General features: G+C 26.7%; 11 protein-coding genes and 1 riboswitch. Of the genes, 7 read left to right on the forward strand and 4 right to left on the reverse strand.

Translation table 11 applies throughout. From position 1 onward, the window contains the following. Positions 1–5 precede the first annotated feature (5 nt). Together AACH12_RS01545 and AACH12_RS01550 are read left to right on the forward strand one after the other, a co-directional pair. Entirely contained in the window at positions 6–2,114 is a 2,109-nt protein-coding gene (locus AACH12_RS01545; protein ID WP_338536330.1) for a heavy metal translocating P-type ATPase, read from the forward strand. A gap of 184 nt (positions 2,115–2,298) precedes the next feature. Further along, positions 2,299–4,767, forward strand: a complete 2,469-nt coding sequence (locus AACH12_RS01550; RefSeq protein ID WP_338536331.1) for a methyl-accepting chemotaxis protein — start codon at positions 2,299–2,301, stop codon at positions 4,765–4,767. A 334-nt stretch (positions 4,768–5,101) separates the two neighbouring features. Here the strand turns inward: AACH12_RS01550 and AACH12_RS01555 are convergent, their stop codons facing one another. Then, on the reverse strand, positions 5,102–5,953 hold the full coding sequence (locus AACH12_RS01555) for a hypothetical protein (protein ID WP_338536332.1): 852 nt from the start codon (positions 5,951–5,953) through the stop codon (positions 5,102–5,104). A 147-nt stretch (positions 5,954–6,100) separates the two neighbouring features. Between AACH12_RS01555 and AACH12_RS01560 the strand changes: the two genes are divergently transcribed. Together AACH12_RS01560 and AACH12_RS01565 are read left to right on the forward strand one after the other, a co-directional pair. Then, on the forward strand, positions 6,101–7,843 hold the full coding sequence (locus AACH12_RS01560; RefSeq protein ID WP_338536333.1) for a cache domain-containing protein: 1,743 nt from the start codon (positions 6,101–6,103) through the stop codon (positions 7,841–7,843). Positions 7,844–7,868: 25 nt separating this feature from the next. Next, positions 7,869–8,222, forward strand: coding sequence for a hypothetical protein (locus AACH12_RS01565; protein WP_338536334.1), 354 nt, complete (start codon positions 7,869–7,871; stop codon positions 8,220–8,222). 34 nt (positions 8,223–8,256) lie between these two features. Here AACH12_RS01565 and AACH12_RS01570 read toward each other — a convergent pair whose 3' ends face one another. The 3 genes from AACH12_RS01570 to lysA all read right to left on the reverse strand — a co-directional run bounded on the left by AACH12_RS01570 (position 8,257) and on the right by lysA (position 12,283). Further along, entirely contained in the window at positions 8,257–9,702 is a 1,446-nt protein-coding gene (locus tag AACH12_RS01570; RefSeq protein WP_338536335.1) for a DNA integrity scanning protein DisA nucleotide-binding domain protein, read from the reverse strand. Between the two features lie 65 nt (positions 9,703–9,767). Then, positions 9,768–10,973 (reverse strand): aspartate kinase, encoded by a 1,206-nt coding sequence (locus AACH12_RS01575; protein WP_338536336.1) that lies wholly within the window; start codon positions 10,971–10,973, stop codon positions 9,768–9,770. An 11-nt stretch (positions 10,974–10,984) separates the two neighbouring features. Continuing rightward, complete coding sequence (lysA, locus tag AACH12_RS01580) at positions 10,985–12,283, reverse strand: diaminopimelate decarboxylase (protein WP_338536337.1); 1,299 nt, start codon at positions 12,281–12,283, stop codon at positions 10,985–10,987. A gap of 88 nt (positions 12,284–12,371) precedes the next feature. Continuing rightward, positions 12,372–12,518, reverse strand: a riboswitch (Lysine riboswitch). 128 nt (positions 12,519–12,646) lie between these two features. Here lysA and AACH12_RS01585 point away from each other — a divergent pair. The 3 genes from AACH12_RS01585 (at position 12,647) to AACH12_RS01595 (ending at position 15,639) form a co-directional block, all read left to right on the forward strand. Further along, positions 12,647–13,180 (forward strand): TDE2712 family protein, encoded by a 534-nt coding sequence (locus AACH12_RS01585; RefSeq protein WP_338536338.1) that lies wholly within the window; start codon positions 12,647–12,649, stop codon positions 13,178–13,180. A 114-nt stretch (positions 13,181–13,294) separates the two neighbouring features. Continuing rightward, positions 13,295–14,464 carry a response regulator gene (locus AACH12_RS01590; RefSeq protein ID WP_338536339.1) on the forward strand — a complete coding sequence of 390 codons (1,170 nt, stop codon included), beginning with the start codon at positions 13,295–13,297 and terminating at the stop codon, positions 14,462–14,464. Between the two features lie 17 nt (positions 14,465–14,481). After that, positions 14,482–15,639 carry a response regulator gene (locus AACH12_RS01595; protein ID WP_338536340.1) on the forward strand — a complete coding sequence of 386 codons (1,158 nt, stop codon included), beginning with the start codon at positions 14,482–14,484 and terminating at the stop codon, positions 15,637–15,639.

Genomic DNA, 15,639 nt, shown 5'->3' on the forward strand with positions numbered 1-15,639 from the left:
ATGTTATGGAAAAAAAAGTTGTTATTTTAGATGGTCTTACATGTTCTAATTGTGCAGGTAAGATAGAAAAAGATGTGAAATTGATATCAACAATTGATAGTGCTTTTATTGACTTTGCTAATAGCAAGTTGATTTTTGAGAATGCCAAAGAACTATCAAAAGAAAATTTTGATAAAATAAAAGAAATAGTAAATAAATATGAGCCTGATGTTAATGTATTTTTTGAAGGAAATAAAAAGAAAGATGACGAAAATAAAGGTAATGTAGTATTAAAAAAAGAAAAACTTAGATTAATTATTTCTACAATTGTTTTTGTAGTTTCGCTCTTATATTTATACTTAGTAAAGGCTCCGAGTGAAATAGTAGAATTAGTATTATTTTTATCTGCATATATTATTTCTGGACAAAATGTTATTTTAAAAGCTTTAAGAAATATTAGACGAGGAAAAGTTTTTGATGAAAATTTCTTAATGTTAGTTGCAACTCTAGGTGCATTTTTTATAAAACAATACCCTGAAGGTGTTGCAGTAATGATATTCTATAATTATGGAGAATATTTTCAAAAGCTTGCGGTAAATAATTCAAGGAAGTCTATATCCAGTTTAATGAATATTAAACCTGAATACGCAAACCTTATAACAAGTAAAGGTCCAAAAAAAGTAGACCCAAGCGAAGTAAAACTGGGCCAATTAATAATTGTTAAACCAGGAGAAAAAATTCCTATTGATGGACTTGTAGTTTCTGGTAATTCAATGCTTGATACATCTTCAATTACAGGGGAATCTGTACCAAGGTCTATTGGTATGGGTGAGGAAATTGTGAGTGGAAGTATTAATTTAAATAGTGTCATAACTATAAAAACAAGTAAACTTTATGCAGATTCTACTGTGAGTAAAATAATTGAATTAGTTGAAAATGCTGCTAAAAATAAAGCGCCAACGGAAGAATTTATAAGTAAATTTGCGGCTTTCTACACGCCCATAATTGTAGTTTCGGCATTATTACTAGCTATTCTTCCACCAATTTTACTTGGAACAATGGACTTTAATGAATGGATATATCGTGCTTTAGTATTTCTAGTTATATCATGCCCATGTGCGCTTGTTGTTTCAGTTCCTCTAGGCTACTTTGGTGGAATTGGTGTAGCGTCTAAAAATGGAGTTCTTGTTAAAGGCGGCAATTATTTAGATGCATTAAATTCAATTGATGTGGTTATTTTTGATAAAACTGGAACTCTTACAAAAGGTGTTTTTAAGGTTGTTAATGTCGACATATTAATTGAAATGGAAAGAGAAGAATTTTTAAGATTAGTATCGCACACAGAGGCTTATTCAAATCACCCAATTGCTAAATCTATAATTGATAGCTATGGTCATAAAATTGATCATGCTATTATTGAAGAACATAATGAAATACATGGTAAAGGAATAAAGGCTAAAATTGAAGGAAAAGAAATTTTGGTAGGTAATGAAAAATTACTTGAAAGTAATAATATAGCTTTTGAAAAAAATAATGAAATTGGAACAGTTATATATGTAGCAATTGATGGCAAATATTGTGGTAGTCTCATTATATCAGATGAAATTAAAGAAGATTCAAAAACTACTATAGAAACTCTTAAAAAAATTGGAATTAAAAAAACAGTTATGCTTACTGGTGATAATGAGAATATAGCGAAAAAAGTTGCAAGTGAATTAGAAATTGATGAAGTTTATTTTGAATTACTTCCAGATGAAAAAGTTGAAAGAGTAAAAGAGATAAAAGATAAATTTTCTAATAAAGTAATATTTGTTGGTGATGGTACTAATGATGCACCAGTACTTGCACTTTCAGATGTTGGAGTAGCAATGGGGGCCTTTGGCAGTGATGCTGCAATAGAAGCGGCTGACGTTGTGTTAATGACAGACGAGGTAAGTAAATTAGTTGAAGGAATTAATGTTGCAAAAAGAACTAGAAAAATTGTTATAGAGAATATAGTCTTTGCCTTAGGTGTGAAAGGAGTATTTTTATTACTTGGTGCATTTGGTATGGCGACTTTATGGGAAGCCGTATTTGCTGATGTCGGTGTAACAGTTATTGCAGTTCTTAATACAATTAGAATTTTGAAAAAATAAATTATCGAACTTTAATAAATATATTATAGTAGTTTTATATAATATATTTATTTTTTTATTGACTTTGCTAAATAAGGGTATAAGATAAATGTTAAGAATTTTATTTATTTTTTTTAACATTTTTAGTATATAATAAAATTAATATAGTTATTCTTATTTAAGAAATAAGGTTGGGGGAGATTGGATGGATTTATTTAAAAAAGGCACTGATGAAAATTCAGAAAACAATGACAATTTAAAGGATTCTTATTTAAATGAAACAAACGAAATAAACGAAACAGAGGATACTTCAGATGACACTGAAGATATAAAATATTATTGGGAAGATGAAAAGTCAGACATGGTTGAAGATGATATTTTAAACGAAGATTTTTCGAGTGATAATATTGAAGATGAAGTTGATTTAAATGAAGAAGGCATTAGTTTTGAAGAAGAATTTAATGAAAGTAATCAATCATCAGATGAACTATTAATGGAAAATTCTATGAATGATCCAGAATTTAATGAAGAAATAATTCTTAGTCAAGAAAATGAAAAGACTGTAAACAAAGTTGATAATTCATCAGATAAGAAGTCTACAAAAGTAAAAAAGAAAAAAAAGATAAGAAAAAAGAAAAATGGTCGAAAAAATTCGAAATTTAGTATTACAAAATTATTTGGAAACGTAAAACTTAAAACTGTTATTAGAGTGGGACTCTCTCTTATGGTTCTGTTAATAGCAGTGCTTGGTTATTTTTCATATAATACTATTACAAATCTTAATAACGTTAGAATTCCATTAATAACTGCTAATGATAATTTACAAAATACTGTTCTTCAAATGAGAAAAGCAGAGAAAGATTTTTTGCTTAATGATCTGAAAAATGCAGATTATTTTGAAGTTGGTTCAAGTCAATATTTAAGTTCTTTTAAATTAAACTATGAAAAAGCGCAAAAATTGATTAAGCAAATTGAAGATTATCAAAAAATGGATAGTAAACTTGAAAACAGAAGTTACGCAGATGTTTCAAAAAGTTTAACTGAATATTTTGAATCAGTAAATAAACTTGCTGAAGCTTATAAAGTTAAAGGTTATGCTGATTTTGGTAAGGTAGGAACTCTTAAAGGCGTTTCTGATAATTTATTTAAAACCATCGAAAAATCAGATGTTTCTAATGAAATTATTAAACTTGCCTATGGCATTAGAATGGATGAAAAAGAGTATTTTTTAAGAAGCGATAAATCATACTTTTCTAAAATGAAATCTCAAAATAACACTTTAAAAACTATTATAAAAAATGATGCTGATATTCCATATAAAGATCAAATAAGACTTACTGCACTACTTGATGGATATTATTCAGAATTTAAAGATATTGTTAAAATTGATGAAGAAATTGGATATACTGATACTGAGGGTATAAGAGCAGATTATGCTAGCAAAATAAATAACCTTAATGGAGTTTTAAAAGCAAATCATAATTCTGTTGTTGAGGCAATTAATAAAGCTATTTTGGCTAGTATTAAAAGCATATTTATAATAACAGTAATAATAATTATTGCTTCAGCATTAATAGGAGTACTTATTCAAATTCTAATTATTAACCCTATTGTAAGTACTAGTGAGATTGTTGAAGATATAGCAGAAGGTGAAGGAGATTTAACACATGTTTTACCAATACTTGGTAAACACGAAATGGAAACTCTTAAAAAGGGAATTAACCTTTTTATTGAAAAAATTAGACTTATTATTGTAGATGTTCAGGATAGTGCAAATGTCATTGCAGATTCTTCAGGAGATTTATCTAAAGCTGTTGATGAGGCAAATAGAAGCATTGAAGTTATTTCAGAAGAAGTTGCTAATATTACATCTGAATTAGAGGGTAACTCAAGTTCAGTTGAAGAAGTAACAGCAGCAGTAGACGAACTTTCAAATAGTGCAATTGAGGTTAAATCAACATCAGATGAAATTAGTGAAAAATCAAAAGTAATGGTAGGTGCTGTTGAAAAGGGATCTGTTAAATTAGAAGAAGTTGTTGAATCGATTTCAAATGTTAAAGAAGTTTCAAAATTAGTGACTAAATCAATTGGAGAACTTGAAGATTATTCAAAAGAGATTGAAACAATTGTTGATATTATAACCGGAATTACTAAGCAGACAAGTCTACTTGCACTTAACGCCTCAATTGAAGCAGCAAGAGCGGGAGAGCATGGTAGAGGCTTTGCTGTAGTTGCTGAAGAAGTAAGAAAACTTGCAGATGAAAGTGGTTCTAGTACAAGTCAAATAGTTGGTTTAATTAATAAAATAAGACAAAAAGTTGAAGAAACTAGAAAAGGTATTGTAAATGAAGTTAAAGAAATAGATAAAACTTTTGAGTTTAGTGGAGTTGCAAAAGGTGAATTTGAAAATATTGAAGGCGTAGTTAAGGAAGTTTCATATGAAATTGAAAAGATTAACAGCTTAGCTGTTAAACAAGCACTTACAAGTGATCAAATTTCAAATGCAATGGATGAAATAGCAAAGGCAACTGAAAACAATGCTTTAAGTTCAAGAGAAATAAGTGGAAATGTTGAAGGACAAGTTGCAATATTTGAAGAAATAGGAGCGAGTTTAAATGAATTAACATCAATTGCAAATAACCTTAAAGATCATACTGATAAATTTAAAGTTTAGTATAATTACACACAAATGCAATGACTTTTAACTAAGTTGTTGCATTTGTATATTATATATAAAAAATATACCTATAAAACAGACTAAATTGTAGAAAATTTACATAGAAATAAAGTACTAATATAAATATACTAATAATATAGAAAGAGACAAAAGTCCTATATATATAAAAAAATAACTTTTGGGAAAGAAGTTAAAGGATTTTTATTTTAAACTATAATAAGATATATTAGTATACCCTGTTTATAAAATGTGACCCCCATATTTTGTTTAAGAATTTACTAAAATATTAAAAAATAAGTAAGTAGATGATGAAAGCTTTTTCAATATCTACTTACTTATTTTTCGTTTTTTCTAAGTATAAATATAGTGTTTTTTCTATTTCTATTAAATATTTAATTTCAGATAGAATATTTTTTTTGTTTTTTTTGAATTGCTTGATAATGTTATTTTCTAAAAATTCTATTGTACTATCTTTTTCTTTATAAAAAACCAGGTTAATAGATTTGATTACCATTAATTCCTTAAGCAAAGATTCATATTTGAACTCTAAGGATATAATTGTATCAATAAGTTCGTTTGTTTTAATATCATTGTTTAAATTTTCTAATAGGTTGAGATACGCAATAAGCGTTCTTATATTTTCAATCATAGAAAACAATGATTCTAAGTAATCAATTTCGACAAAATTAATTAAGTTTTGTATTTTTTTAATTGTTTTAAGTAATGAAAAGCAAATTTTTTTTGAAATTTCTTTGTTCGAAATAATTAAATTAGAGTAGCTTTTTTTTATATTTTCGGATAAAAAATTGATATTATAATTATTTACAAAATATCTTGTTTCAAGATTTAAATATTTTTCATATTTAATTAGAGCTTCAGAAGATTTTCTAATAAAATAATACTCTGAAAAATTACTATCTAAATATAAATTACTCTTTTGTAACATAGAAAGGACAATCATTTTTGATTTAATTGTTTTTAATTCTTTCAGAATTTGTTCACCTAGTAGCTTATTTGAATTTTCATTTAACTTATAAATTGTTTCTATATAAGGAACGATTTTATTTACAGATGTTGAAAGGTTCTCCATATTTGATAGTGTAAAGCTACTTTTAAGATTATTAAAATTAGTGTAAAAATTTTCGAGTTTTTTCATTAAATCTAAGTTTAATTTATTAATCATACAATCACCTATTATATATTACCCAATTATTTATAAAGTATGCTGATATTAATTAAAAATATAATTAATTAATAATATATATTATGGGTATACAGTTAATAATCTATAGTTGTAGTCGTTTTTTAAGGTTATTGAGTGGAGGTAGTAATGAAAAATAATGTATTTAAACTTAATATACAAAAAAAATTAATATTCGTTATTGGATCACTACTTGTAATTACTAATCTTATAGTTGGAATAATAAGCTACAATACAGCTAAAAGTGAAATTGAAAAAGCTGGTAAAATAAATATGATAAATACAGTGAATATGATAAAACAAATAATTGAACTTGAAAACTCTCAAGTACTTAGCGGAACAAAGACTCTGGAAAGAGCGCAAACTGATGTTAAAGAATACATTTTAGGTAAAATGGATGAGAATGGAGAAAGGCCAATCAATAAGAATATACTCTTAGGTAATTTGGGCTATGTATTCATTTTAGATAAAGAAGGAAATGAAATCGCTCACCCCTATATTGAAGGGGTAAATGTGTGGAATGCAAAAGATATGAAAACAGGAAAACAATTGATTGCAAGAGAGGTTATAAGTAAAGCCTATAGTGGTGGTGGATTTACTAGATTTTACTGGACACTTCCGTATTCAGAAAAAATAGGTGGAAAACTTGCCTTTTCAAATATTGATCCTTATTGGGGTTGGATTATTGTCGCAGCAGAATATGAAGAAGACCTAAATAAAGGATCACTTGTTATAATTAAAGTTATTTCTAACTTACTCGTTTTTGTATTTCTTTATACCTCGATTGCTGTAATATTATTTTCTTCTCATATTTCTGAACCTATTGAGCATATTACAAATGCAATAAAAAAAGTAGCTAACGGCGATTTAAATATTGAACCTTTAAAAATTAAAAATCATGATGAGACTGGAGATCTTAATAATTCTTTCGAATTAATGTTATTTAATTTAAAAAATGAAATTGATAAGAGAAAAACTGTTCAAATAGAACTTGAAACTTTAAACGAAAGTTTGGAAAAAACTGTAAAAAATAGAACGATAGATCTTAAAAAAAATAATAGTGAATTATTATTAACTAATAAGGAACTTGAAAATGCTATAAATGAATTAAAGCAAATGCAAAATCAATTAATAGAATCAGAAAAAATGGCAGCTCTTGGGAATCTTGTAGCAGGAATAGCACATGAAATGAATACGCCACTTGGCGTAGCAGTTACAACATTTTCTCATTTGGATAAAGAAAGTAAATTATTAGAAAAGTCATATAAAAATAATAAACTTAAAAAATCAGATATGACTAATTATTTTAGTATCTTTAGTGAAGCTTCTGAAATATTAATGTATAATATTAATAGAGCAGTCATGCTTATACAAAGTTTTAAAAGAATTGCAGTTGACCAAAATACAGAAGAAAAAATGAGTTTTAATATATATGAATATTTAAATACAATACTGCTAAGTCTTAAACATGAGTATAAAAGAAGAAAAATAGAATTTATTATTAATTGCGATGAAGAGTTAACTATTAATAGTGTACCAGGAGCATTTTCTCATATTTTCACTAATTTTATTATGAATTCAATTGTTCATGGTTTTAAAGATAGGCAAGGAGGTATTATTAATATTGATATCAAAGAAGAGAAAAATATATTAAAAATAGAGTATTCTGATAATGGTTCAGGCATAGAAAAAGAAAATTTAAAAAAAGTATTTGAACCTTTTTTTACAACGAATAGAGGTAATGGTGGAAGTGGGTTAGGATTAAATATTGTCTATTCAATTGTTACCCAGCAGTTAAAAGGAACTATAGTTGTTGAAAGTAAAAAAAGTATTGGTACAAAATTTATTGTTAGGGTTCCTATTAAAAGCTAGAAGTGATTGCTTGATTGGAGTTAATATGTTAGAAGAAATTTCAAAATATGAATTTATTGGTATATTAAAAAATGATAAAGAAAAAAAAGATATTGAATTTATAATGTATAATCATAATATACCTTATAAAATAGGTGAAGAAAAAGCTGATTTATATGTGGCTTATAAGTATAAAGAGCTAGGAAATATAATTTTTGAAAATTATAGAAAAAATAACTTAATATTCAAAAAAACTGTTGATGTAAGTTTCATTAAAAAGAGAGAACAACAAAGATATAAACATAAAAAGAAAAGTTATAGGCAATACTTTTTTTTATTACTATTACTTGGTTTGATTTTGCTTTTTTATAGAAGCCTTAGTTTACTTAATATTTTGTAAAAAATAATACCTATAATCGTTTGATTATAAGGTATTATTTTATGGAATATTTAGTAATAAGATCAATCATTTTGTCTTCAGAGATTACGACTACTAAGCAGTCGGTATAATCAGGATTCTTTGCAATGGTTTCAACGTACCTTACTGAAGAATTGTATCTAGCACCGCGCGACATATCACCCTTTAATGTAGCTAGACCATCTAATATTGTTCCGATACTATGACATACACAGTTAGTATCAATTAAAATAGCGCCATCTATTGAAGTTATAGATTTAATAATATTAGGGTTTAGTTCAATTGGTTTAACTAAAAAGCCTTGTGTTTTAAGTCTAGTAGCCTCAGATCGTGCATTACTTGAAATTACAATGATAGTTCCCTTTTCTTGTTTTGTTGCAGCGATTATTATTTTGTATAGATTTTTTATTTTTTCAAGCTCTAATTCTTTAAAAAGTTTACGAATTTGTTTTTTAAAATCTGTATATTTTATTACTTCTCTCGGTAGTGTAGCTCTATCATGAGAAACATTCATCATAGAAACATCCATATGATTTAAATTCCACGTTTGATAATTGGTAAATTCAATAATAAATATATTTTCATCAGAATAGTTATAGTTTTTGTTAATTCTGCCAATCCCCTTAATGTGTTTGGTGTCAGATATTAAATATAGATCGTCTCTAGTTATTTCAAGAAGTTTTCTAACATGTCTATAATTATTTTGTGAAAACCTATCATTAAATTCCATTATTAATTCAATACTCTGATGCATTGATTGTTTTTTAAGGTTACTAGAATCTGTAAAAATTATTTTACCTTTTATTGGTTTTCCCTCATAGTTTAACGAAGAAATTTTATTTAAATTATTATATATATTAATTGAACTTCCAGAGTATCCCAAAATTTGAAGCATGCTTATTGCCGAATGCTTTAAGGTTTCTTTAAAGTCAATCATGGAATCATAAGATTTTCTTTGATAATCATATAATAATTTGTTTATATCGCGAATATACTCATTACATACAGCGCCGAGAAAAGATTTAGGTATTGGATTAAGTATATTTTTTAAATGATAATATGAGTCAAATACGTCTTTATCAAGTAGTGTTACTATCGAAGTAAGAACATCTTCAATTAAATGAAAGTCGCTAATAAGTACAACTTTGTCTTTATATACATTATTGTTATTGAAATAAGACTCAGTAATTGGCATCATTAAATTAGTGTTTTTTTCAAGTGTATTTGTATTAATGATTGAATTTTGAAGCGAAAAAGCTTCCAAATCATTGTCGTTAAATAATTTTGATTTAATTTTATTTAGTGGAATAGTATTGTATTTAACTCCATTTTCATAAACATAGTAAAATATAAAAACTTCTGGATTTAGTTCTTTATCTAAACTATTGAAAGTTCCTTTCGCATATAAACGAATAAAACGAAGTAATTTTCGTAAGATGTCATCAGAATGTTTACTAATCATAGTATCACCTACCTTGAGTTATTATACTATAATTATACCACTATATTTTAGATATATTCATTAAGCTAAAGACTAAATTTTTTAGCAAATAATTTGATTACTTTTTCTTTATCGTATTCGTTAATAGTATATGATATGCTTATTTCTGAAGTAGTTACTTGATAAAATTCAATATTGTTGTTTGAAAGAGTTTCGAACAGAGCTGAAGCTACTCCAGACTGACTAATCATACCAATTCCTACTACACTTAGTTTTACAACTGATGATTCCATGATGTAATCTATAGTAGGAAATTCTTCAAGAAGATTGCTAATGATTTGTCTAACTTTAAATTTTTCATCTTCTCTTGTTGTAAATGATACATTTACAAATCCATTATAAGGTGCAGTTTGGCTGATCATATCTATATAAATATTTTCATTTGCAAGTTTACTAAAAATATTTGAAATATTTTTGCCTTCGAAAGGTACTAAATTTAATGAAACCATTAAGCAATCCTCATCAATAGTCATTCCTGTTATTAATTTTCTTTCCATATCTTCATCCATCTCCTTAATTAAAGTTCCAGTAGAATTGGAACTGCTTTTTTTTACATATAATGGTACATGATATTTATGTGCCATTTCAACAGCTCTAGTTTCGAGTACTTTTGCTCCTCTTGAAGCAAACTCTAGCATTTCTTCATAAGAAATTTTATCAAGCTTTTTTGCATATGGGTATAGCTTTGGATCTACAGTATAAACACCATCTACATCGGTATATATTTCGCAGGGAGCTTCTAAAACAGCAGCTAATGAAACAGCTGTGGTATCAGAGCCACCTCTACCTAGTGTTGTGATTTCACCACTCGGAGAAACACCTTGAAAACCAGCGATTACAACTATATTTCCTTTATTAAGTAGATTATCTATTTTTTCAGCATTGATTTTTGATATTCGTGCTCTTCTATGTGTTTCGTCAGTTTCTATACCTGCTTGAACACCAGTAAGTGAAACGCATTTATAGCCTAAATCTCTTATTGCGATACTTAATAGAGAAATAGAAACTTGCTCACCAGTAGAAAGAAGCATATCAATTTCTCTAGGAGATGGATTTTTAGAAATTTTATTTGCTAAAACAATAAGTTCATTTGTTGTTTTCCCCATCGCTGATACAACAACAACTATATTTTCTCCAATATCTTTTCTTTTAACAATATCATTTGCTATTTGTTTAATTTTATCGGTATTTTCTACTGATGTCCCACCATATTTAATTACGTAAGTATTCATATTCTCACCACCTATAAAGTATCATTTCTAATAATGTCATCATACGTTTCTCTTTTTACAACTACTTTAGATTTTCCGTTTTCAACGAAAACAACCGCAGGTTTTCTAAGTCTATTATAATTGCTGGCCATACTATAATTATAAGCCCCTGTAGATGCCACTGCTAAAATATCATTTTTATCAGCTTTTGGAAGAGTAATAGTTTTAATAACTATATCACCAGATTCACAACATTTGCCAGCTATTGTATATTCATTAGTATTTTCATTAGTCATTTTGTTTGCAATTGCACCTTCATATATAGCGTCGTATAAGGCTGTTCTTGGATTATCAGCCATTCCTCCATCTACAAAAATGAATGATTTTCCTCCAAAAGTATCTTTTGTAGCGCCAACTTTATATAGTGTTGTTCCGCTATTTGCCACAATACTTCTTCCTGGTTCAATTAAAAGCTTAGGAATAGTTATATTGTTTTCTTTAGAAATTTTATTTACTTCAGAAAGCATATTTTTAAGACATGAATTTAAATCAAGTTCACTGTCTTCTTTTGAATAGTAAACGCCAAAACCTCCACCAAGATTTAATTCTTTTGTTTCATATGAGCAGGTTAATTTAATTTTTTTTACAAAGTTCATCATAACTTCTATACCTTTAATAAATGAAACTTCATCAAGAATTTGAGAACCAATATGGTAATGAAATCCTTTTAAAGTCATATGATAACTATCAGTAATAGACGATATAATATCACAAATATTTTCATTAAAAATTGAAATTCCAAATTTCGAATCATTGTTAGCTGTTTGAATATATTCATGAGTATGAGCTTCAATTCCTGGATTGACTCTAAGAAGCACTTCAACATTTTGATCTAGCTCTGTGCATAAATAGTTAACGAGTTCAATTTCATATTCGTTATCAATAATAATTTTATTTACACCATAATTAAGTGCGAGTATAAGTTCTTCAATAGTCTTATTATTTCCATGAAAGTATATTTTGTTAGGAGGGAAATTAGCTTTTTTTGCAGTGTATAACTCTCCACCAGAAACAACATCGAGTGATAGTCCCTGTTCTTCAATTAACTTGCACATACCAATCGTAAGAAAAGCTTTTGATGCATATATAATTTCTGTTTCTATTTTAGGGTGTTTAAATCCAACTTTAAAATTATTGATATTATTTTTGATATTTTTAACATCAAAAACGTAAAGCGGAGTTCCATATTTTTTTGCAAGATTAACTGTGTCGATATTTCCAATTTCTAAATTACCCATTTCATTAATACTCATTGTTCCATGTAAATTCATTTATTATCCTCCTTTTACAAAAAATAAAAGCGCATTAAGAGTAAAAGAACTCAAAAATGCGCAAGAAATCACACGAAACTTTTACCCTGCGTGATAAAGCACTCCTATAGAAAATTGGGTATTAACTATAGACAGTATTATGTTTATTTAACATAATCCCAACGATTAACGTTTCGGCGAGTGCACCTTTCCTTAAAAAAAGTACTATTTACAACCCGCATCCTCTTAGATCACACTACACTATTTTTTTCATAAGTATATACTTATAAATCATATTTGTAAAGAAATAATTTGTACGGCTTTAATAATGGTAATATTTTAAAAAATAGATTATAATTAAATAAAAACAAGCGAGGGAATAAAATGATAAAAAACATTAAAGTAAATTTAGATTTAATTGAAAGTATGCTCTATTACTGGAAAGCAACAAGTGAAAAAGAAAAAGTAGGTGAGAAATATATTATTTCAATTGCAGAAGATAATAATATGAAGCAACTTTTTTCTGAAGATTTTGATAGTGAATCAGTTAGAAGAGCACTTAGTGCAATATCAAATAGAGAGATATTTAAGCCAAATTCAAAAAAAGAAGGAAGATTTTGGAACAACAATATGTGGATGTTAGAAGATTTAGAATTTACAAATATGATGGTAAAACCAGTTAAATTACTTAACTTAGATAGTGATAAAGAAAAAATACCTACAAGTAAAAATTTTGAACAAATAGAAGTTGTATTTTTACCAGGTCATATGGATGTATCATATATGGACAAAAATTTGGATAAGATATTTATTAATTTTTTTAGAGTTGCACCGTCATTATATGATGAAAGTGTGAAAATAGATGATGTTGAATTTAAAGACTATATTTTAAATAAAATAACAGAGTTGGTTAAATAAAATAAAAAAAACTGTTTGAATTTTATTTAGGATTTAAACAGTTTTTTATATTATATGATAATAAAGAATTTAGTTGGGTATAAAAATAGTGAAAAGATTATTTTGGAGGCTATTATGGGAAAAAGCATATTATTTGTGGATGATGAACAACAAATTATAAGAGCTTTAAGAAGGCTTTTTATACATAGTGAATATGATATGTTCTTTGCAAATAGTGCAGAAGATGCACTTCAAATATTAGAACAGAATGTAGTCGATCTATTGGTTACTGATATAAAAATGCCTAAGATGGATGGATTCGAATTATTAGAAGAAGCTAAAACGAAGTATCCGCTGATGCTTAGAGTTGCTCTTAGTGGATATACAGATAATAAAAAAATATATAGTGCTATTGAGAATAACATCGTTAAATTATATTTATACAAGCCTTGGGACAATAATGAAATAGTTGAAATTATAAATAAAATGTTTGAACTTGAAGACGTTTTAAAAGATAAAAAATTGCTAAATTTAATTAATAATTTAGATAAACTTCCTACAGTTTCTTCATTATATACATCGCTTTGTAAGCTTATTGAAGAAGATGCAAGTATGGATGTTATTTCAAAAAAAATAGAGGAAGATCCATCGATTTCATCTAAAATACTAAGGGTTGCAAATTCAGCATTTTATGGTGCGAAAACTGGTTCTATTTCACAAGCAATAATGTATATTGGTCTTATTAATGTTAAAAATATTGTACTTACAAATGGTATATTTGATAGCTCAAGAAATAACACTGACCACTATGAAAGACTTTGGAAGCATGTTAATTTATCGAATAAAATTATGCATTTATTATACCAAAAGTGCATATTTAAAAAAATACCAAATATTTATGCTTCTGCAGGGCTTCTTCATGATATTGGAAAAATAATTTTATTAGACTCATTTTCTAAAGAATACGATGAAATACTTATGGATATTAAAGAATCCTCTGCATCTATACATGAATTAGAACTTGAAAAAATAGGAATTGATCACCAAAAAATTGGCGGATATTTATTGAATTGGTGGGAGCTACCTTTTCCAATAATAGAATCAGCAATGTATCATCATGATCCACTTAATAAGAGCATAATAAATAAAGAATTAGTACAAATAGTTCATATAGCAGATTATTACTCTTGGCAAATAATAGATGCCGAAAGAAATAATGGTGTGCTTAATCTTGATGTTTTAAAGGAGCTTTCTATAGATATAGAATTAGTTGAAAAAGTTATTGCAGAAAATGTTAAAGAATAAATAATGCGAGGTGCCTTATGAATACTGAAAATAAAATTAAGAATAGCGTTTTATTTGTTGATGATGAAATAAATATCTTAAAGGCAATTAGGCGTGGACTATACAAAGAAACATATAATATGTTTTTTGCAAATTCCGCTAAAGAAGCATTAGATATTTTGGAAAAAGAAAATATAAGTGTTATAGTATCCGATATGAAGATGCCAATTATGACAGGGCTTGAATTACTTAAAATTGTAAAAGAAAAATATCCTAAAATTGTTAAGATAATTCTTTCTGGGTACACACAATTGCCTCAAATTCTTGTGACTATTAACCAAGTTGAGATATTTAAATTCATAACAAAACCGTGGGATATTGAAGGTGATTTTAAAAGAATAATAAATGAAGCAATAGATTATTACAACCTTCAAAATGAAAATATTGTTTTAAGAGATTCTTTAATTAAAAAAAATAACTTATATCAAAAACTAATTGTTTCAAGTGATCATAAAATTCACTTTTTCAAGAAACTTATCAGTATCAATAATAATATAAGTAATATGGTGATTTCAGATATATCGAATTCATTAAGTAACATGAAAACTAAAGAAGATATTGAATATATGAAGGAGAAATGTGAAGTTTCTAAGGAACTTTTAACATTATCTTCTGACTTGAGGAAATTTTCATCTAAATCACATTTAGTTGAAGATATAATTATAGAGTTAAATAAAGAATTTTCAAAACTTAATAATATTTTTGACGAAAATGGAGATAAAGAATTTGAAGATTGTAAAGTAGATATAATTAATGAAGAAGGAATTGAATTTAGCTTAAATGAAGAGTTTTATATTGTAATATATATATTGAAAACTATATTTATCAAACTTTATAAAGCTAGGTTTAGCAATGAATTTGATATTGTTTTAAAAGATGAAAATTATATTAATTCGTCAGAAACGAAAAAGAATGATGAAAATAAAAATGACATGAATAAAGATATTAAATTGATTATGATAATAAGTTCTGTGTTGAATAAATTTATTAAAAGTCAAAAAAAATTAAATTATTACTTAAATATACTAAATTATTACTTATCATATTTTGATGGAAGTGTAAAACATATTATTAAAAACGAAAAAAATATAATTGTGATAGAAATGAATATTAAGAGAAATAAGGCGGTGAAATAA

This window comes from Helicovermis profundi (assembly GCF_033097505.1).
Lineage (GTDB): Bacteria > Bacillota > Clostridia > Peptostreptococcales > Acidaminobacteraceae > Helicovermis > Helicovermis profundi.

Coding starts and splice junctions, on each gene's coding strand:
- AACH12_RS01575 (WP_338536336.1), bottom strand. CDS start 10,973: ATGAATACTTACGTAATTAAATATGGTGGGACATCAGTAGAAAATACC.
- AACH12_RS01555 (WP_338536332.1), bottom strand. CDS start 5,953: ATGATTAATAAATTAAACTTAGATTTAATGAAAAAACTCGAAAATTTT.
- AACH12_RS01585 (WP_338536338.1), top strand. CDS start 12,647: ATGATAAAAAACATTAAAGTAAATTTAGATTTAATTGAAAGTATGCTC.
- AACH12_RS01545 (WP_338536330.1), top strand. CDS start 6: ATGGAAAAAAAAGTTGTTATTTTAGATGGTCTTACATGTTCTAATTGT.
- AACH12_RS01560 (WP_338536333.1), top strand. CDS start 6,101: ATGAAAAATAATGTATTTAAACTTAATATACAAAAAAAATTAATATTC.
- AACH12_RS01550 (WP_338536331.1), top strand. CDS start 2,299: ATGGATTTATTTAAAAAAGGCACTGATGAAAATTCAGAAAACAATGAC.
- AACH12_RS01590 (WP_338536339.1), top strand. CDS start 13,295: ATGGGAAAAAGCATATTATTTGTGGATGATGAACAACAAATTATAAGA.
- lysA (WP_338536337.1), bottom strand. CDS start 12,283: ATGAATTTACATGGAACAATGAGTATTAATGAAATGGGTAATTTAGAA.
- AACH12_RS01570 (WP_338536335.1), bottom strand. CDS start 9,702: ATGATTAGTAAACATTCTGATGACATCTTACGAAAATTACTTCGTTTT.
- AACH12_RS01595 (WP_338536340.1), top strand. CDS start 14,482: ATGAATACTGAAAATAAAATTAAGAATAGCGTTTTATTTGTTGATGAT.
- AACH12_RS01565 (WP_338536334.1), top strand. CDS start 7,869: ATGTTAGAAGAAATTTCAAAATATGAATTTATTGGTATATTAAAAAAT.